Origin of the sequence: Acidovorax sp. NB1 (assembly GCF_005405905.1) — a bacterium.
Taxonomy (GTDB): Bacteria; Pseudomonadota; Gammaproteobacteria; order Burkholderiales; family Burkholderiaceae_C; genus Acidovorax.
In genome coordinates this window covers 449624-467968 of sequence record NZ_BJHU01000035.1, presented here as the reverse complement: position 1 = coordinate 467968, position 18345 = coordinate 449624, and the positions used below count along the sequence as shown (strand labels likewise).

The window sequence follows — 18345 nt, the reverse complement described above, 5'->3', positions numbered from 1 at the left end:
AACGCATATCAAGAAAGACGGTAATGGAAATCTCTGAACTCATGGCGCCCCAGGTCCTCGGTGGAAGGATCGCGCTTGTGACAGGCGCTGGACAGGGCAATGGCAGAGCGATCGCCAAGGGCCTCGCCAAGGCCGGGGCTCGGGTCGTCGTGACAGACTTGAACGAAGAGAACGCCAAGCTTGTTGCTGCAGAAATCAGGGCTGCTGGCGGTGATGCCATTGCCTACAAGCTGGATGTGACCTTAAGCGATGCTTGTCAGTCGCTGGCAAAAACTGTAGCTACTGATATCGGGAATATCGACATCCTGATCAACAACGCGGGCATCATCATCCGCGAGGGACTTGGCAGCCCCAATGTGGCGTCAAACCTCGAGCGCACTTTGAATGTGAACGTAATGGGTTCGTTTCTTCCTACGCTTGCGTGGTTGGATGCACTGAAGCAAACGAGAGGCGTGATCATCAATGTGGGGTCCATTGCGTCGAGCACAGGGATCCCGAATGTGGTCGGTTACTCCCCATCTAAGGGGGCCGTCAAACTCATGACCCAAGCCCTCGCCGTTGAACTTGCTAAGGACGGCGTGAGAGTGAACGCCATTGCTCCTGGGGTCATTGAAACACCGATGACTTCCTACACGCGCGAAGCGCCGGAGCGGCTCGACAAGTTCATGCTGCGCACGCCTATGGCGCGCGTCGGGCAGCCTGAAGAACTCGTAGGGCCAGTAATTTTCTTGGCATCCGCGATGGCCTCTTATGTGACTGGTGTCACGCTCCCTGTAGATGGTGGCTTCCTCGCTTCCTAGATCTCACAGCGCATCTCGACCAAATACCCAACCCCTGAACTCAGCGAGTTCGCATTACTAGAAGGAGACAGCTATGACAATTCAAAAGCTTTTTAAGCGAGCGATATTTGCAGCCAGCGTTGTTGCCGCTGCTACAGCCAGCGCCCAAGACATCAAGCTGGGATACAACGGGGACTTGTCTGCGTCACCGTCGGCGCAGAGTGGACAAGCGGCGGTTCTGGGGATGGAGGCTGCAATCGCCGATATCAATGCCGCAGGCGGTGTTCTTGGTAAGAAGCTGACGCTAGTTACGCGTGACGATACATCGGCGCCTCCAAAGTCGATTCAAAACATGAGTGAATTGATTGACAGCGAGAAGGTCTCCGCAGTCTTTGGCCCTACCAACTCCGGCAATGCCATGGCGTGGAAGCACATCGCCAACCAAAAGAAGATCCCTGTGATCGGTAACGTCGGGTCGGGCACTGACATCACTAAGCCTATGAGCCCTGGCGCCGACAACTACATGTTCCGAGTCTCGATGGTGGATCGCGAGCAGGTGGCAGCCCTGATGGCTTACGTGAAGAAGAACACGGGCCAGTCAAAGGTTGTTGGTCTGATGGCGGAAACCACCGGCTATGGCCAGGGCGGTCTCAAGGACATGGAGGAAATCGCGAAGCTGCAGGACATCAAGATTGCAGGGACGGAGCGTTTCGGTGTGGGCGATACCGATATGACTTCACAGCTGAGCAAGATGAAGTCCGCGAACGTGGACACCATCGTGGTGTGGGCTCAGGGTACGCCTATCGCTCAGCTCGTTCGTAGCATGGAGAAAACGAACTACTTCCCCTTGGTGCTGACCTCCTGGGCTGCTGACAACATCACTTTCTATGACGCAGCGGGTAAAGCGCTCGCTGAGAAGCCAATCTTCATGCGCACTGTGAGCGAGACGCGCACTCCCGCTCAACAGAAGCTGTTTGATCGAATTGGAGCCAAGCTCAAAGCGCCCGGCTCGTTCTCTTTTGCTCTGCATGGTTATGACTCGGTCCTGCTGTACGCTGCAGCTGCCAAGCAAGCCAATAGCTTTGATGGCTCTGCCGTCCGAGTCGCTCTGGAAGATCTGAAAGCACCGGTTCAAGGTGTATTGAAGACTTATGACAAACCGTTCAGCAAGGCCAACCACGAGGCTTTGACAGCCAAGGATCTGGTCTGGATTCGGTGGAAGGACGGCAAGCTGATGCCTTATGCGGATCCGATCGTGAACTCCCTGAGCAGCGCGGACTTCAAGCAATAACGCGAAACGCTTGTCTGGACTGCCTTGCGCAGTCCAGGAAATCATCTCGGAGACATCAATGACAGAGGCGCTCTTACAGGCGATTCTCAGTGGCTTGGCTGTGGGCGGCGCCTACGCACTTGTGGCACTGGGCTTCAGCATCACATTTACAACCACCAAGACTTTGAACTTTTCCCACGGGGAATTCGTGTCTGCGGGTGCATTCATCGGTATGAGCGCGCTCTTTTTGGTACTCGGTCTTCCCGTGACTTCGACGACGTTCGGCCAGGCTCAGCCTGGTGCCGGCGCCCAACTGCTCGCTCTGCTTGCAGCACTCGGAGTGATGGGATTTCTGGGGTGGCTCCTCTATGTGATTGGTGTACGTCCTTTCGCTGGTCGGCCTGGCATGGCATGGGTCATGAGCACCTTGGGCTTCGGCGTCATCCTCCAGAGTATCGGCTTGGCCATCTGGGGGCCTAAGCCAGTGGTAGTGCCAGGACCGGTCGGCGACACAGTGATACGTCTCATGGGAGTTGGGGTGAGACCGCAGGAACTTCTAACGTTAGGAGTGGCTGTCGTAATCATGATCGGCTTCGATTTCGTGATGAACCGCACGATGGTCGGTAAGGCGATGCGGGCCGTTGCGGCTAACGGAAACGTCGCGAGTCTCATGGGCATCAATACCAACGCCGTGATGATTGGAGCATTCGTTGTCAGTTCTGCGCTTGCCGGTCTCTCGGGATTCCTTCTTGCTCCTATTGCTCAGGCATCCCTTTTTATGGGGCTCACTGTAGGGCTCAAGGGATTTTCTGGCGCCATGATCGGTGGCCTGAGCAATCCACGTGGTTGTGTGATCGGTGGGTTTGTGCTCGGTGTCCTTGAGTCATTGGTGAACCTGTGGTCGGCGCAGTGGCGCGAGGTTGCTGTTTTTGCCCTCGTCATTCTGGTTCTTGCGTTCCGCCCAACTGGTCTTTTCGGCAAGCAGATGGTGGAGAAGGTATGAAGCGCGGCCAACATATTTTCGGAGTCATTGTTGCCGTCGCTGTTCTTGCAGGGTTGGCCTCTCTTTTGGGAAATGACTACTACTTGCGCATCGTTTTCATGATGTGCGTGTACTACCTCTGTGCTGCAGGTATGAACGTGCTTGTAGGCTATGCAGGGCAGAAGTCACTCGGCCAGGCTGGCCTATTTGCAGCAGGGGCCTATGCGGTGGCATTGATCACAACGCGTACGGAGATCAACCCGTGGCTTGCGCTTTCGTTGGCCGCTGTTGTCTCTGGCATTTGTGGAGTGCTGATCGCGCTGCCGTCGTTACGAGTGAAAGGACCTTATCTCGCGATGGTGACGCTGGCGTTCGGCATCGTCGTAGAAAAGCTCGTTGGCGAATGGACAGACGTCTTTGGCGGTGCTCAGGGAATCTACGGTATCAAACCCCTGACCTGGAGCGGACAGCCGTTGACATCCCTCCAATGGGTGTGGCTGGGCATTGTCCTGTGCGCTGTGACTCATTTGCTGCTGCGCAATCTATTGCAGGGCCGCTTTGGCCGGGCGCTGCTCTCGCTGCAAGCTGATGAGATTGCGTCATCGTCAGTGGGTGTACGTGTCTATCGAGCCAAGGTCATCGCCTTCGTTGTAGCAGCCGTTACCTGCGGCATTGCTGGTGCGCTGGTTGCACAACAGAACCAGTACATCAATTCTGACTTCATCACATTTCATCTTTCGATCTTCATTCTCCTGCTGGTGCTGTTTGGTGGCGCTGGCTCTCAGTACGGTCCATTGGTGGGAACTGTCGTTCTCACTGTGATCGATGCAGCGCTGGCCCGCTGGCCATCGGCCCAGCACTTTCTTTATGGGTTTCTGCTGCTGTTTGCGCTTTATGTCATGCCTGGGGGGGTCACGGGATTGCTCTCCAAGTGGTTCCGCCGATCCATCCCCGCATCTGATGAATCCAGTGCATCTGCAGCTCCGACGCGCATCGGTCCCCAGGGAGAGGGTGAGTTGTTGGTGGCGCAAGGTGTCACCAAGAACTTTGGTGGGGTACGACCTGCTCAAAACGTGTCTTTCCGACTCCAGCGCGGGCATATCCATGCGTTGATTGGGCCGAATGGCGCTGGTAAGAGCACGATGATCAATATGCTCACCGGGCTTCTGGATCCGAGCGAAGGCTCAATCAAGTTCCTTGGCCAAGAGGTGTCGAGCCGACCCGTACATGCCATCTGTCGTATGGGTATGGGGCGAACCTTCCAAAACCTGCGGCTGTTTGCGGACCTGTCGGTCCTGGACAACGTCATGCTGGGCCGCCACACGCGCATGACGAACGGGTTCCTTGCGTCATTGTTTGCACTGCCCAGTGCGCGAAAGCAGGAGGCGGCCACTCGCGCCCGCGCCTTGCAACTGTTGGACCTGGTCGGCTTGTTGCATCTGGCCTATCAACCTGCAGGCAGTCTGCCCTATGGACTTCAGCGCCGCGTTGAATTGGCGCGAGCGCTGGCCACTGAGCCTCAACTTCTCTTGCTGGATGAGCCAGCTGCTGGTCTCAATCCACAGGAGACAGCTGAGTTAGGTGATCTTCTCGTGCGTATCGGTAAGTGCGGCGTGACCATCTTGATGGTTGAACACCACATGGACTTGGTCATGTCGATCTCCGACCATGTAATCGTGTTGGACTACGGCATCAAGATCGCAGAGGGAAAGCCCGCTGAAGTGCAGGCCAACCCACGAGTTGTCGAGGCCTACCTGGGCGTTGACGAACCCGAGGAAGCTCTCGTCGCCACCTGATCTGGAAATACCCAATGTTGAAACTCGATTCAGTCAAGGTCGCCTATGGTGCGATTCAGGCCGTTAAAGGCGTGAGTTTGGAAGTGCGAGAGGGCGAGGTCGTCACCATCATCGGCGCCAATGGCGCAGGCAAAAGCACTCTTCTCAAGAGCATTTGCGGACTTGAGCCTATTAGCGGAGGGAGCATCCAGATCGATGGAAAGGACGTCTCCAAAGTCAGAGCGCACGAGCGCGTGGCGCTTGGCGTCGCCATGTCACCTGAAGGCAGAGGTGTCTTTGCCGACCAAACGGTTCGGGAGAACCTGATGTTGGGCGGCTACTCCCGACGGCGCGATCCAGCAGCGATTGAAGCTGCGATCGAGCGAGAGTTCAACCGCTTCCCGAGATTGCGTGAGCGTCAGAACCAGTTGTCCGGAACCATGTCGGGCGGAGAGCAGCAGATGTTGGCGATTTCGCGTGCTCTGATGAGTGAGCCCCGGCTCCTGTTACTGGACGAGCCGTCTCTCGGATTGGCACCTTTGATCATCAAAGACATCTTCAATGCCATCCGCCAGCTGCGTGAGTCGGGGCTGACGATTCTGCTGGTTGAACAGATGGCCAAGCAGGCTCTCGGTGTAGCAGATCGTGCCTACGTGCTTGAAACTGGCTGCATCACTCTGGAGGGCACTGGTAGTGCACTTCTTAACGATCCCAAGGTCAAGGCCGCGTACCTCGGCTCACATTGACCCTAGTAAACCTATTTGACAAGGAAATTCCCATGAGCCAAGAAACCAAGAAGTTCGCCTCGCAAGCCGACCTCGAAGAGAAGAAAGTCACCTTTAGCCAGATATCTGAACACGCGTGGGCCTATACAGCAGAAGGCGATCCCAACACCGGCATCATCATTGGCGACGATGCAGTGCTTGTGGCTGACACCCAGGCTACCCCCGCAATGGCGCAAGACGTCATCCGCCGTATTCGCGAGGTGACCGACAAGCCGATCAAGTACGTCGTTCTGACGCACTACCATGCAGTGCGCGTGCTTGGTGCTAGCGCGTACGGCGCAGATCACATCCTTGCGAGTCAAGACACCTACGATTTGATCGTCGAGCGTGGTGAGCAGGACAAAGCCAGCGAAATTGGTCGTTTCCCTCGTCTCTTTGCAGGTGTTGAGACTGTACCCCCGGGCATGACTTGGCCGACGATGACTTTCACCGGAAAAATGACGCTATGGCTTGGTAAGGTGGAAGTCCAGTTGCTGCAACTCGGCCGTGGCCATACCAAAGGCGACACTGTCGTGTGGCTGCCTGGTGAGGGGGCTCTGCTGTCAGGTGATCTGGTCGAATTTGGCGCTACGCCCTATGCGGGCGATGCCTACTTCAAGGACTGGCCGCAAACTCTGAAAAATCTTGCAGCCCTCAAGCCTAAAGCATTGGTGCCGGGTCGTGGTGCAGCGCTTACCACTCCTGAGGCTGTCGCCAAAGGCCTGTCGGAGACTGGCGAATTCATCGCCGACGTGTATGCAAATGTGCAAAAGGGCGTTTCTGCAGGCAAGGATCTGAACACGATCTACAAGGAAACGTTCGCAGCGCTGAAGCCCAAGTATGGTCACTGGGTCATCTTCGATCACTGCATGCCGTTCGATGTGACCCGTTGCTATGACGAGGCGACTCAATACGCAGATCCACGCATCTGGACCGCAGAGCGTGACGTCGAGATGTGGAAGACGCTCGAAGGCTGAGCCCCCTTCATAGGCCACAACATCTTTTCTCTCGACTCGCGCCGACCTTTTTGGGTGACGCGAGTGGGTCGGTGCGTCCTCACATTCGGGGATTTTCCGGTCCGCAACACCTGTCTAGGAGCAAAGCGTGATCGACCACCTTAATTCGGAACGCCGCTATCAAAGTGGTTTCGGCAACGAGCACGCCACGGAGGCTGTGCCAGGTGCTCTGCCTCAGGGGCGCAATAGTCCGCAAAGGGCGCCGTTAGACCTGTACCCCGAGCTTATTTCTGGAACGGCGTTCACTGCCCCGAGGCACGAAAACCGCCGCACATGGATGTATCGACGCCAACCCTCGGTGGTGGCCGGGCGCTACAAGGCGTACAGCCAACCACTGTGGACCACGGGAAGAGATCGCGAGACGATCCTCGCACCTGAGCCAATGCGCTGGCACCCCATTCCTTTTGAGGAAGGCGTGGAAACCGACTTCGTTGATGGAATGCGAACTTTGGCAGCCAATGGCGACGCGGATGCGCAAGCGGGTGTTGGTTCTTTGATGTACCTTGCGAACAAGTCCATGGATAGGCGCGCATTTGTCAATGCGGATGGTGAATTGCTCATCGTCCCCCAGCAGGGGCGGCTGGTCATCACGACTGAACTGGGAGTCCTAGATCTCAAGCCAGGAGAAATTGCCGTTTTACCTCGCGGTGTTGTCTTCAAGGTTGCTGTACCGGACGGACCTTCGAGGGGGTATGTGTGCGAGAACTACGGCGCGCAGTTTCGCCTGCCTGAACTCGGTCCCATTGGCTCCAATGGTCTTGCAAACGCCCGCGATTTTCTAGCGCCTGTTGCAGCCTTCGAGGAACACGATGGTTCCTACGATTTGATCAAAAAGTTTGGTGGGCATTTCTGGATTGCGCCCGCGAAGGGATCACCCTTTAACGTTGTGGCATGGCATGGAAATCTGGCGCCGGTGAAGTACGACACGGCCAACTTCATGACCATCGGCTCCATCAGCTTTGACCACCCAGATCCATCCATCTTCACTGTGCTCACATCGCCTAGCGACACGCCTGGGACGGCGAACTGCGACTTCGTGATTTTCCCGCCGCGTTGGCTTGTCATGGAAGACACCTTCCGGCCCCCTTGGTATCACCGCAATCTGATGAGCGAGTTCATGGGGTTGGTCTACGGCGAGTACGACGCGAAACCAGGCGGATTCAAACCGGGTGGTGCAAGCCTTCACAACGCAATGGTGCCGCATGGACCTGATGAAGAGGCCTTCGAAAAGGCCTCTAGCGTAGACCTTAAGCCACAGAAGCTGGAGAACACCCTGGCTTTCATGTTCGAGAGCCGGTATCGCTTCATTCCTTCCACATTCGCACTCAACAAGGCGCCTTTGGATCGTGACTACGCAGACTGCTGGGCAGGTCTCAAGGATCAATTCAAGCCCGTCTGAAGGAGCAGAAAGACTATGTATGACATCGACGCGACACACGACCCGAAGCTAAAAAGCTGGGTTGATTCAGCCAATTCTTCAAGCTGCGATTTCCCCATTCAGAACTTGCCTTTCGGACGATTCAAGCGAGTTGATAGTCAGGACAAATGGAAGATCGGCGTGGCCATTGGAGATCAGGTCTTGGACCTTCGGGTTGCGGGGGTGATTGACACCGACGACATGAACGTCGTTATGGGGGCATCCACGAGCGATCGTCGAGCCCTCCGGCACAAGATTTCTGAAGGTCTGCGTGACGGAAGTCCCCAACGTGCCGCCTGGCTTGGTGCTTTGTTGCCTCAGGTTGAATGTGAGTACGCAGTGCCTTGCCGTGTGGGCGACTACACCGATTTCTACACAAGTGTTCATCACGCGACCACGGTCGGCAAGCAGTTCCGTCCAGACAACCCATTGCTGCCTAACTACAAGTGGGTACCCATTGGGTATCACGGCCGTGCATCTTCGATAGGTGTGAGTGGATCCACTGTCAAGCGGCCCCGTGGACAGACGAAGGCCCCCGACGCGGCTGCGCCCAGTCTGGGGCCATCCAAACGCCTGGACTATGAGTTGGAGTTGGGTTGGTTCGTCGGGGCGGGCAATCCACAGGGCGAGCCCATCGACATTGGAAATGCTGAAAGTCATCTCTTTGGTGTGGCCCTGTTCAACGATTGGTCCGCTCGTGATATCCAAGGCTGGGAATACCAGCCTCTTGGCCCATTCCTGTCAAAAAATTTCGCCAGTACCTTGTCGCCGTGGATGGTGACCATGGAGGCTTTGGCTCCCTTTCGCGTTGCCTTCGAACGATCACCGAACGATCCCCAACCCCTTCCGTATCTTGACTGCGAGGGAAATCGAGAAAGGGGTTCGTTCTCTATAGCTCTCGAAGTGCTTCTCCAGACCGAAAAAATGCGCGAGATGGGCGAGGGGCCTGTGCCCCTATCAAGAACTAACGTCAGCCGGGCTGCTTACTGGACACCCGCGCAATTGGTCGCTCACCACACAGTAAATGGCTGCAACTTGCAGGCAGGCGATCTGTTGGGTTCTGGGACTCTGTCCGGGCCAGACCCGAGTGAGGCTGGCTCGTTGATGGAGTTGACTACAAGTGGAAAACACCCGATCAAGCTACCCAACGGAGAAGTACGGAGCTTCCTTGAAGACGGAGACACTCTGACTCTACGTGGCTGGTGTGAAGCCGAAGGTGCTGTGCGTATTGGGTTTGGGGATTGTGCTGCAACGGTCGCGGCGCCATGAAGAAACTCAGAACCCATGCATCCTGACAGTCCAAGCACTGTGAGTCGTCGTGCACTTGGAGTGCAGATGACTCTCATCGCTGCGATGGTGATTTGGGGGCTCAACGTCACTGTGGTGAAGCAACTCACGACGAGCTTCGAAACTTCCATGCTCGCAGCGTTGCGGATGGCCGTGGCGCTTGCTGTTTTGTCCGGAATCATGGTCTGGAAGCGCCAGATCATTCTTGGTTTGGACAGGAAGCAAATGCTTACCTTGGTCGTTTGCGGCGTACTTATGGTTTACCTGAACCAACTGCTATTCGCAGAAGGGTTGCAGCGTTCCACTGCGACGAACGGCGCTCTCATCATGGCTCTCAGCCCCTTGGTGTCAGCGGTTCTTGCCGCGATCATGTTTCGCGAGCGTTTATCCCTTCAACGTTTGCTTGGTGTTGCTCTGGGTTTTAGTGGTGTCTCTGCTGTAGTGCTTAGCCATCCCGGCGCCGGACTGTCCAGTGCGAGTATTGGGGATCTGATGCTGGTGGCGGGCGTAGTCAGCTTTGCGGCCGGGGGGGCATTGGTGCAGGGCCTTGCCCGCTCTTTGCATCCCTTGACTATCAGCTGGGCCATTTACCTTGTTGGCACTTTGATGCTCGTGGCGCAAGCGGCAGTCAGAAGTCCATCCTTGGCTCTTGAAGTGGTTTTCCCTGGATGGTGGCAATGGGCACTCATTCTGTTTTCTGGGGTGATGGCCACAGCACTCAGCAACCTGATCTGGAACCGAGCAATTGCGTCCATCGGCGTGGCCCGCACGGCAGTTTTTCTCTATTGGGTTCCTGTATTCGGCGTGCTCTTTGCGGCATTGTTGCTGGAAGAGCGTTTGACTATGTGGCACCTCGTGGGCTTTATCGCAGTCATGGCAGGGACTTTTCTTGGCACTAGACCATCGGTGCCGTCTCCATCGAATTCTTAGGTATTTCGAATTTCATCATGACTATTAATGAGCCGCTTTTGTTTCAGCCTTTGAGACTTCGAGAACTGCAGCTGAAAAATCGCGTTGTCATCTCTCCGATGTGCCAGCATGCTGCAGATGCGGGGCGCGCTACTCCCTGGCACATGGTTCACCTTGGGAAGTTCGCGCTTGGTGGCGCAGGTCTCATCTTGACGGAAAGTACCGCTGTTGACCCTCGTGGCCGGATTGGAACTGCGGATTTGGGCTTGTGGGATGACAGCCAGATCGAACCGCTGAAGGCCGTGGTTGATTTCGTGCACGCAAATGACTGTGCGATTGGCGTTCAGTTGGCTCACGCCGGCCGCAAGTCTGGCAGCCAGCCGCTTTGGGAGGGCGGTGCTGCATTGACTGACACAGAGATGCAAGCGGATCCAGAGCCTTGGCAGCGCCTCGGCCCAAGTGCACTCGCTGCGGGCCCGGGTTGGTCCCCGCCCCGAGCGATGGATGCTCAGGATATTGAGGAGGTCATTCAGCACTTCGTCGATGCAACTTTGCGGGCAGAAAAGGTCGGCTTTGACGTCGTGGAATTGCACTTCGGCCACGGTTATCTGGTCGCCAGCTTTCTGTCGCCCAACTCCAACCACCGAGACGATGAGTGGGGCGGAAGCCTGGAAGGTCGCATGAGACTTGCGGTCGAGCTGGCTACCCGAGTGCGGGCGGTTTGGCCTGCCAGCAAGCCGCTCTTCGCTCGACTGTCTGCCGTGGACGGCAGTGTTGGCGGATGGAGCTTGGAAGACTCGGTTGTCCTTGCTCGCGAATTGGCCAAAGTCGGCGTGGACATCATCGACTGTTCATCAGGCGGGTTGACTGAGGAAACGCGCGCACTTCCAGTGCCACGTGGACTTGGCTTTCAGGTGCCATTCTCCGAACGCATCCGAAGTGGAGCCAATGTGCGCACGCAGGCGGTTGGAATGATCGTCGATGCAGCTCAGGCAGAGGCCGTACTTCAAGAAGGCAAGGCCGATCTCATCGCTTTGGGTCGGCAGGCGTTGTTCGATCCGTATTGGGCTCATCACGCAGCGGATGTATTGGGCGCCGATCCAAACTACCAACGCTGGCCCATTCGTCACGGCGTATGGCTAGCGAAGCGCGCACCTGGTCTGGCGCGAGCACGGGCGAACGCTGCTGAGTAGCAGATCTGAAACAAAAAGGGGAGAGGTACGCATATGACGGTACGCATGGGTCTGATCCGAAAAAAGGCCGACTGGACTTTTGAGGATTTCAATTCATATTGGAAAGATAGCCATGGTGCAATCGCTGGGCAGCTACCGAATTTGCGCGAGTATTGGCAAAACCCCGTAATTGATCGACTGCAGCGAGGCATTGACTTTGCGAGGGGACCATGGGATTTTGATGGGTTTTCGCAACTTTCATTTGACGACGCAAAGCAGTCCGACGGCGCTTCCAACGATAGCGATTTGGCCAACGATCTCATCAAGGACGAGCAGTATTTCCTAGGCGACTTGCACATCGTGACCGCCGAGCAGTCAGTGGTCATTCCGGTGCCTGAACAGAAAGAGCGGTCCCAGCTCCTGAAACGCATGTCTGTCATCAAGCGCCTGCCGACCCTGAACGAAGATGACTTCCGCAAGGAGTGGAAGACTCACGGCGACTTGGTTCGCACGATGTCGGGCGTTAGTGCCTACCGCCAGAATGTGATTACGGGACGGGAACGCGTAAAAGGGCGCCCCTGTGGCTACAGCGATCTTCCTATCGACGGGATCGTCGAGCTTTGGTTCAAGGACGCGGAGACGCTTAATGCAGCGTTCGGATCTGAGGCCGGCCAGGAAACCATGGCCCACGCAAAGACTTTCCTGTCTGAAATCACGGCGTTCGTGGTAGCAGAGAGGCAAATTGTCTAACCATTAGGACTTCCCATGATGAAGCGCATGACTCTTCTTGCCAAAAGGGATGGTCTGGCTACAAGTGATTTTCGTGCTTATTGGGCAGGGCCTCATGCGCAGCTCGCACTCGGGATGGACGGAATTGTCAAGTACACGCACAACCGGGTGGAGAGGGTTTTGTGGGCGAGCGATGGTGAGCCCGCCTTCAGTGTGGATGGTGTCGTCGAACTGTCGTTTTCCGATTCCGAGGTCATGCGGCAGGCCCAAGCGTCAGCTGTAGGCACCAAGTTCATTCCGGCAGACGAGCCGCAGTTCCTAAAAGGGTGGACGTTGTGCGTTGTGGAGGAGCTAGGTGATGAACCTCAAGAGCAACATGCCAAGGTGCTCATTCCGTTCCATGCGCAGCCAGAGGCACGCAATCAGATGTGGGTAGAACTGCAGGGTTTGGAGAAGACCTTCGGGATTCGATCCGTACTGAACTGGACGGTCACCACCGCGCGGCGTGAAAGACTCTGGGCAGAGCCAGTACCTCCCTCAGGGTTCGTCGCGGTATGGTTCGCCGATGTCGCCACGGCTCATGAAGCTTTCGAGCCAGAATCCCGGCTCCGACCTATCCTTGAGAAGTACGCCACCTATTGGGTAGCCTATCTGGTTGATCGGCTTTGCATTAGGTAGTTGCAGCGCGTGGGCGCTTCCAGAAGCACCTTGCGTGGACATGTTGATGAGGGAGCCACGTCTCTGGGCAAATACTCTAGCTCTTGGATATGTGCAGCATCGTAGATCGGGTATCGCTGAAAGCTGATGCCAGCAAACGCCTTGTGTCGCCAGCGCAAAACTCTGCCCAGTCTTGCATCATCTTGCGCCGTTTGTCCAATGCATCGCCGCGGCGGTATGCAGCTTCTACCTTGTTGTCCAGAACGTGAGCCAATGCTTGCTCAGCGATATCCCGAGGGTGATTGGTGAGTTCACCTGCCCAATCGCGGAACGTAGAGCGGAATCCGTGGGGCACTGCATCCACCTCCATGCGACGCAGCACAGAAGTCAATGCCATATCCGAGAGAGCTTTCCCGCTTTCGGTTGAAAAGACAAGATCAACATCTGCCTTCCTGGGTAGCTTTTTCAGAATTGCCAGTGCGAAGCTGGACAGGGGCAGGCGATGCTTTTTGCCCGCCTTCATACGTTCAGCGGGAATGGTCCAGACGGAAGCGGCAAGGTCAAACTCATCCCAGCGAGCACCTCTCACCTCACCACTGCGTGATGCGCAAAGAATTGCAAACTCCAGTGCACGCGCAGCAAGACCTTCGCGGCGACGAAGCGCATTCATGAACTCACCCATCTTGGCGACTGGAAGTGCGCGATGGTGTTCAACCTTCTGAATCTTTCCTGGGGCGGGCAGCAACTTGTCGAGATGGCCCTTCCAGCGTGCTGGGTTGTCGCCAGTCCGATATTTGCGAACTGTGGCCCAGTCGAGCACGCTCTCGATACGTCCACGTAGGCGCGTGGCGGTCTCGGTCTTTGTTTTCCAGATGGGCTCCAGAACCTTCAATACGTGGTCTTGTCCGACATCCTGGACCAGAAGATCTCCGAGGTGTGGGTATGCATAGGTTTCCAGAGTTGCACTCCACTGCGCTCGGTGCTTGGGGTTCTTCCAACCCTCGCCGTGGGCCTCGATATAGGCAAGAGCTGCCTGTTTGAATGTCTTCTGCGTTGCCTGCTGCGCCTTGAGGCTGCTTGCGATTGCCAGACGCTGCACGATGGGATCGATACCTTGGTCAATCTGCTCTTTGGCTGCGCGGGCCTTCTCCTTGGCTTTGGCCAAAGTCACTTCCGGAAAACCGCCAAGACCCATGTGCCTGCGTTTGTTCCCCACCATGGTCCGTAGGACCCAGGACCTTGCGCCCGACTCCACTACATACAGGTACAGGCCCGCCACGCCGCCCACGGCATGGTGTCCCACCTTCGTCAGGCGCCCAACCTCCAGCGCCGACAGTTCTTTCGCTTTACGTGCCATCTTTCGAATCCCAAAGTCACATCCTTGATGTCAGCGAGCTCGGCGAAGAGCTCTCTGACGTCAAATTGTGCCGTCTTTCTATCCGCCATGGTATCTACCATAAAAGATCCGATTGAATCAGATTTGGCTGGACTGATTTGGACTTTGAGATCGAGTGATTTTCGGAAAAACTTATATAAATCAGTGGTCTAGGTGTTGCGCTTGGACTGATTTGGACTTCGTTGGAAGTTCGGCGGACGGACTCCGTTTCCGCCAGAGCTAAAAAAACCCGCCCTAAACCAGCGGGTTTTTTTACGTCTGTGCTGGGCGTTGGCCCCACGTAAATCAACGTGGCACGCTCTGTTTCATTGGGTTTTCTGTGCAAGCGGCATCCGTTTGACTCCCATGCTCAATTCAATTGCTTATGGCCTACATGATGGCCTGCAGAAATTGAGCTGTGCCGAATCGCATCCTTAAAACGATCACACCCTAGGTTTGCAGGCTGCGTGTGGTAACGCTCATGCACTATGGACGGTGTCAGCGGCTTGCAATCAAGGTGAGCCTGGGCGGCTATCTCGGTAGTGACCCTGGTCGCAGTACGTGAAGCTGTGCTTGGGCTACGCGATGTTGATGCCGACCTCATTAAGTCGTCCAGGATGAACGTCGCTGCCCAGTTGCTGGAGTTGGACAAGGCCGCCGACGTCTTTATCACCGAACATGAAAGCAGCTGGCGCGCCGCCATGTATGCCCTGCAGTGACGCAACTCACTGACCAACTACGCATCACAGCACTTTGGACGAATGTCAGTAGTTGCCAGGTCAATGATGGCTCTGGAAATTGCTCGGATGCTATGGGCGCTTTCGGTCAACTTAGTGGCGCGCATACCTTGATGCAAGTCTGTACTTGCCATGCTCGAGTCCTTCGGCGAGTTTTGGAGCGGTGTGACGCGCGCATTTTCATGCGGCTTTCATGCTTGTGCATTTGCCAGTGGGGTGTGCTTTGACTGCGCTCTAGACAAAAAAGCCCGCTTGGCGCAATGCCGGGCGGGCTGGGTATGACGTGGTGCGGGCTAAGCAGCGTGGCTTATGTTCAGGGGTAAAGCGCGTAGGGTTGCACTTGAATGCTGCCGCCACCAATCACGAAAACGCCTGCGAGGTTGGTAAACACCTCAGCTTGCAGTGTGAGACGCCCCAATTCCGCCACCGCAGCCCCCGTGGAGCTATCCACCGAATACACGATCAACAGCATTTGGCGGGTCGCACTGTCCATGGAGGTCGCAACGCGCAGGATCGTATTGGCCGGGAAGTAACCGATGGTGGCGACATTCGCAGCAGCGGACTTTCCATCCGCGCCGACGATCCATTGCTCAGACTGTATCCGACCATCTTGTTGAAAGATCACCCCCACCCCTCTAAACCAAAGCAACTGGTTCACGGGGGAGGTGGGGCTAGGGCCTTGCCCAATGTTTTGCCAAGCACCGGAAACGTTTGGAGCTGCGTGGAAGCAGATGCCCGCATGGCCGCCGTTGGTCGCCTCTGGCACGATGTCAAAGAAAACGCCTCGAGCACCATTCGTTTGGAGATAGTCCAATCCCAGCTGGAAGGCCTGATTCTGCGGAGCGCCCACGTACCGTGAGGACGCCGAGATGACTTTGTGTGCTCCCACGGCGAGGCCTGCGCTTTGCGCTTTTGCGATACCCGGAACTGCAGCCATCAGTGGCAGCAGCGTTGCAGACTGGAGAATCTTGCGGCGTTGAATGGTCATAAAAATCTTCAAAGAGTGATTGATGGAAATGCACGCTTTGGCAAGCAGACTCGGGCTCTGCGACAGGCTTGGCTTAAGAGTCAGTGCGCCTTTTTGGTGCGAAAACATCATGTCACGCGAGATGTGAATGTTTGCTATTGGTTGACCACCGATACCGCTTTTACGAATAGACACGCATGGGCACGGTTTAGCAGATAGCTACAACAGCGGCCACGATATTGGGGCACAAAAGCAGGCTCATTGGAGTTCCCTGCATGGGGTGATTGAGTCGAAGATTTGTTGGGTGTGGCCGGGCCCTGTGGGGCTCACAGCTTCGAGCGCGTGTACGCCTTCACGAGCGCTTTTCGTCGTTCTGCTTGATGTCGCGCGGCATTGAATTTAGTCAGGTATGCCGCATTGGGTTTTGTGCCTCTCGCAGCCACGGGGGGAAGAGCTGCTGCCGCGCAGTGCGCCCCACGCGGTGTTGGTGATGTCCCGGTTCAGGCTGCGGATGCGCCCGCTGGACTGGGTTCCACTTTGCTCTTGAGGGAGACCCGGCCCACTGCGCAGTGCGGTGGCACACGCCTTTTCGCCATCTAGGTCACTCGTCGATCGAGGCACTCCAGCGGCTTCCCCAGTCGCCGCTGCCGGTGCGGTTGACTTTGTCGATCTCGCGCCGGTCGCGTTTGGTGGGGCGACCTTCCTGCAGCGCGGCGGCGGGCTCGGGGGCCAAGCGGCGCAGCTCGGCGGCTTTTTCCCTGGCGGCGATGCTGTCGGGGGTTTCTTCGTACAGGAGCTGGGCCACGGGGGCCGGGCCGCGTGCACCGCTCAGGCCCCGCACGCGCACGGTGCGCGCGACGGGGCCCTGGCGCAGGGCCACGGTGTCGCCGCAGCGCAAATCGCGCGCGGGTTTGGCCAGTTGGCCGTTGACGGTGACCCGGCCCTTGCCGATCTCTTCTGTGGCCAGGCTGCGGGTCTTGTAGAAGCGGGCGCACCAGAGCCACTTGTCCAGCCGCATTGTCTCCAGGGTGTTCATGGGCGAGATTGTGCCGCCTGTGGCTCGGCAGGGCCATCGGCTGCAGCGCTGGGCAGGGGCAGGCGCACCACGGCGTCCAGGCCCATGACCCGCTGGCCCGCTGTGCGGTTGCTGAGGGTGATGCTGCCTTCCAGTGCCTGCACGATTTCGTGGCAGATGGCCAGGCCCAGGCCACTGCCGGTGCGCACGTCGCCTGCCGAGAAGGGCTGGAACAGCCGGGCCGCCAGCTCGTCGTCAATGCCTGGGCCATGGTCGCTGATCGTGAGCGCCACATGCCGCCCGTCGCTGCGCAGATCCACCGTGAGTTCGCTGCCCGGCGGCGCGTGGCGCACGGCGTTGTGCAGAAGGTTGCGGCTGAGTTCGCGCAGCATCCATTCGTGGGACTGCACCAGCGCGGGCTCGGTGTGAATGCCGAAGTCCAGGTCGCGCTGGGCGATCAGGGGTGAGATCTCCAGCGCTACGGCGCGCAGGATGTCGTCGAAGCGGGTGGCAGGCGGGGTGCTTTGCTGGCGCAGCTGTTCCACCTTGGCCAGGGCCAGCATCTGGTTGGCGAGCTGGGTGGCGCGGTCCACGGTGTCGCTGATCTCGTGCAAAGCTTGGCGAGGCTCCACATCGCCACGCAGGGCCGATTGCACCTGGGTCTTTAGCACCGCCAGCGGGGTGCGCAACTGGTGCGATGCATCGCGCACAAAACGCTTCTGATGCCTGAGCAGGTGGCGCAGGCGCTGCATGACCTCGTTGGTGGCGTCCACCAGCGGCTGCAGTTCGCGCGGGGCCGTGGGGGCGGCGATGGGGCTCAGGTCGCCCTCGCGCCGTGCCTGCAGCTGCTGGCTGAGCTGGCGCACTGGCTGGGTTGCGCGCTGCACGACCAGCACCACGGTGAATGCGATCACTGCGATCAGCAGCGCCTGGCGCAGCAGCGTGTTCCAGAGGATCTGCAGGGCCAGGGTTTCGCGCACCTCCAGGGTTTCTGCCACCTGGATCACGGCCATGGTGCGACCCTCGGAGCTGGCCACTGGCTGGAGCAGCACGGCCACACGCACATCGCGGTCGCGGAACCGGTCGTCGTAGAAGTCCACCAGGGCGGCGTAGGGGGGCTTGTCGGGGATGCTGCCCCGCCACACCGGCAAGTCTTCAAAGCCCGACACCATGTCTCCTTTCAAGGTAGAGACGCGGTAGAACATCTGGCTCTGGTTGTCGGCCTCGAAGGCTTCTAGCGCCGAGTACGGCACGATGGCCCGCAACTGCGCCGCATCGTCAAAGCCTTTCACATCGAGCTGCTCGCTGATGCTCTTGGCCGATGCCAGCAGGGTGCGGTCGTAGGCGGTGTTCAGCGATGCCAGTGTCTGGTGGTACAGACTCCAGGTGTTGAAGCCGATGAACAGTGCCACCGGCAGCAGAATACCCAGCAACAGCCGCCGCCGCAGCGAATGGTGGCGTGCCACGTTCTGGGTCTGGGTTCGGGTCGGGCCC

General features: G+C 57.4%; 16 protein-coding genes. 12 read left to right on the top strand and 4 right to left on the bottom strand.

The annotated features are described in order from the left end of the window. Window positions 1-23 precede the first annotated feature (23 nt). The 12 genes from AvAM_RS19725 to AvAM_RS19670 all read left to right on the top strand — a co-directional run bounded on the left by AvAM_RS19725 (window position 24) and on the right by AvAM_RS19670 (window position 12778). Window positions 24-800, top strand: a complete 777-nt coding sequence (locus AvAM_RS19725) for an SDR family NAD(P)-dependent oxidoreductase (protein WP_249368237.1) — start codon at window positions 24-26, stop codon at window positions 798-800. Between the two features lie 73 nt (window positions 801-873). Further along, entirely contained in the window at window positions 874-2070 is a 1197-nt protein-coding gene (locus tag AvAM_RS19720) for an ABC transporter substrate-binding protein (RefSeq protein ID WP_137748624.1), read from the top strand. Window positions 2071-2128: 58 nt separating this feature from the next. Then, the gene (locus AvAM_RS19715; protein ID WP_137748623.1) at window positions 2129-3052 is read left to right on the top strand and encodes a branched-chain amino acid ABC transporter permease; all 924 of its coding nucleotides are present in this window, start codon (window positions 2129-2131) and stop codon (window positions 3050-3052) included. Continuing rightward, window positions 3049-4827: an ATP-binding cassette domain-containing protein gene (locus AvAM_RS19710; RefSeq protein WP_137748622.1), complete on the top strand. Its 1779-nt coding sequence runs from the start codon at window positions 3049-3051 to the stop codon at window positions 4825-4827. The genes AvAM_RS19715 and AvAM_RS19710 overlap by 4 nt, the downstream gene beginning before the upstream one ends. Window positions 4828-4841: 14 nt before the next feature. Further along, entirely contained in the window at window positions 4842-5552 is a 711-nt protein-coding gene (locus tag AvAM_RS19705) for an ABC transporter ATP-binding protein (protein ID WP_137748621.1), read from the top strand. A gap of 32 nt (window positions 5553-5584) precedes the next feature. Further along, entirely contained in the window at window positions 5585-6547 is a 963-nt protein-coding gene (locus AvAM_RS19700) for an MBL fold metallo-hydrolase (RefSeq protein ID WP_137748620.1), read from the top strand. A 127-nt stretch (window positions 6548-6674) separates the two neighbouring features. Further along, entirely contained in the window at window positions 6675-7985 is a 1311-nt protein-coding gene (gene hmgA / locus AvAM_RS19695) for a homogentisate 1,2-dioxygenase (RefSeq protein ID WP_137748619.1), read from the top strand. 15 nt (window positions 7986-8000) lie between these two features. Next, window positions 8001-9272 carry a fumarylacetoacetase gene (gene fahA / locus AvAM_RS19690; RefSeq protein WP_137748618.1) on the top strand — a complete coding sequence of 424 codons (1272 nt, stop codon included), beginning with the start codon at window positions 8001-8003 and terminating at the stop codon, window positions 9270-9272. Between the two features lie 66 nt (window positions 9273-9338). Next, window positions 9339-10220 (top strand): DMT family transporter, encoded by an 882-nt coding sequence (locus tag AvAM_RS19685; protein ID WP_249368236.1) that lies wholly within the window; start codon window positions 9339-9341, stop codon window positions 10218-10220. A gap of 17 nt (window positions 10221-10237) precedes the next feature. After that, window positions 10238-11392 carry an NADH:flavin oxidoreductase/NADH oxidase gene (locus tag AvAM_RS19680; protein WP_171012340.1) on the top strand — a complete coding sequence of 385 codons (1155 nt, stop codon included), beginning with the start codon at window positions 10238-10240 and terminating at the stop codon, window positions 11390-11392. Between the two features lie 45 nt (window positions 11393-11437). Beyond that, the gene (locus tag AvAM_RS19675; RefSeq protein WP_249368234.1) at window positions 11438-12121 is read left to right on the top strand and encodes an EthD domain-containing protein; all 684 of its coding nucleotides are present in this window, start codon (window positions 11438-11440) and stop codon (window positions 12119-12121) included. Between the two features lie 15 nt (window positions 12122-12136). Next, entirely contained in the window at window positions 12137-12778 is a 642-nt protein-coding gene (locus AvAM_RS19670; protein WP_137748616.1) for an EthD domain-containing protein, read from the top strand. Between the two features lie 76 nt (window positions 12779-12854). Here the strand turns inward: AvAM_RS19670 and AvAM_RS19665 are convergent, their stop codons facing one another. The 4 genes from AvAM_RS19665 to AvAM_RS19650 all read right to left on the bottom strand — a co-directional run bounded on the left by AvAM_RS19665 (window position 12855) and on the right by AvAM_RS19650 (window position 18317). Continuing rightward, complete coding sequence (locus tag AvAM_RS19665) at window positions 12855-14114, bottom strand: site-specific integrase (protein ID WP_137748615.1); 1260 nt, start codon at window positions 14112-14114, stop codon at window positions 12855-12857. A gap of 1068 nt (window positions 14115-15182) precedes the next feature. Next, window positions 15183-15968, bottom strand: coding sequence for a hypothetical protein (locus AvAM_RS19660; protein ID WP_137748614.1), 786 nt, complete (start codon window positions 15966-15968; stop codon window positions 15183-15185). Window positions 15969-16437: 469 nt separating this feature from the next. After that, entirely contained in the window at window positions 16438-16872 is a 435-nt protein-coding gene (locus AvAM_RS19655) for an RNA-binding S4 domain-containing protein (protein ID WP_137748613.1), read from the bottom strand. Beyond that, a complete protein-coding gene (locus AvAM_RS19650; RefSeq protein WP_137748612.1) occupies window positions 16869-18317 on the bottom strand; it encodes a sensor histidine kinase in 1449 nt (482 codons plus the stop codon). The genes AvAM_RS19655 and AvAM_RS19650 overlap by 4 nt, the downstream gene beginning before the upstream one ends. Window positions 18318-18345 lie beyond the last annotated feature (28 nt).

Coding starts and splice junctions, on each gene's coding strand:
- AvAM_RS19705 (WP_137748621.1), top strand. CDS start 4,842: ATGTTGAAACTCGATTCAGTCAAGGTCGCCTATGGTGCGATTCAGGCC.
- fahA (WP_137748618.1), top strand. CDS start 8,001: ATGTATGACATCGACGCGACACACGACCCGAAGCTAAAAAGCTGGGTT.
- AvAM_RS19710 (WP_137748622.1), top strand. CDS start 3,049: ATGAAGCGCGGCCAACATATTTTCGGAGTCATTGTTGCCGTCGCTGTT.
- AvAM_RS19655 (WP_137748613.1), bottom strand. CDS start 16,872: ATGAACACCCTGGAGACAATGCGGCTGGACAAGTGGCTCTGGTGCGCC.
- AvAM_RS19725 (WP_249368237.1), top strand. CDS start 24: ATGGAAATCTCTGAACTCATGGCGCCCCAGGTCCTCGGTGGAAGGATC.
- AvAM_RS19720 (WP_137748624.1), top strand. CDS start 874: ATGACAATTCAAAAGCTTTTTAAGCGAGCGATATTTGCAGCCAGCGTT.
- AvAM_RS19660 (WP_137748614.1), bottom strand. CDS start 15,968: ATGATGTTTTCGCACCAAAAAGGCGCACTGACTCTTAAGCCAAGCCTG.
- AvAM_RS19665 (WP_137748615.1), bottom strand. CDS start 14,114: ATGGCACGTAAAGCGAAAGAACTGTCGGCGCTGGAGGTTGGGCGCCTG.
- AvAM_RS19670 (WP_137748616.1), top strand. CDS start 12,137: ATGATGAAGCGCATGACTCTTCTTGCCAAAAGGGATGGTCTGGCTACA.
- AvAM_RS19675 (WP_249368234.1), top strand. CDS start 11,438: ATGGGTCTGATCCGAAAAAAGGCCGACTGGACTTTTGAGGATTTCAAT.
- AvAM_RS19680 (WP_171012340.1), top strand. CDS start 10,238: ATGACTATTAATGAGCCGCTTTTGTTTCAGCCTTTGAGACTTCGAGAA.
- AvAM_RS19700 (WP_137748620.1), top strand. CDS start 5,585: ATGAGCCAAGAAACCAAGAAGTTCGCCTCGCAAGCCGACCTCGAAGAG.
- AvAM_RS19685 (WP_249368236.1), top strand. CDS start 9,339: ATGACTCTCATCGCTGCGATGGTGATTTGGGGGCTCAACGTCACTGTG.
- AvAM_RS19715 (WP_137748623.1), top strand. CDS start 2,129: ATGACAGAGGCGCTCTTACAGGCGATTCTCAGTGGCTTGGCTGTGGGC.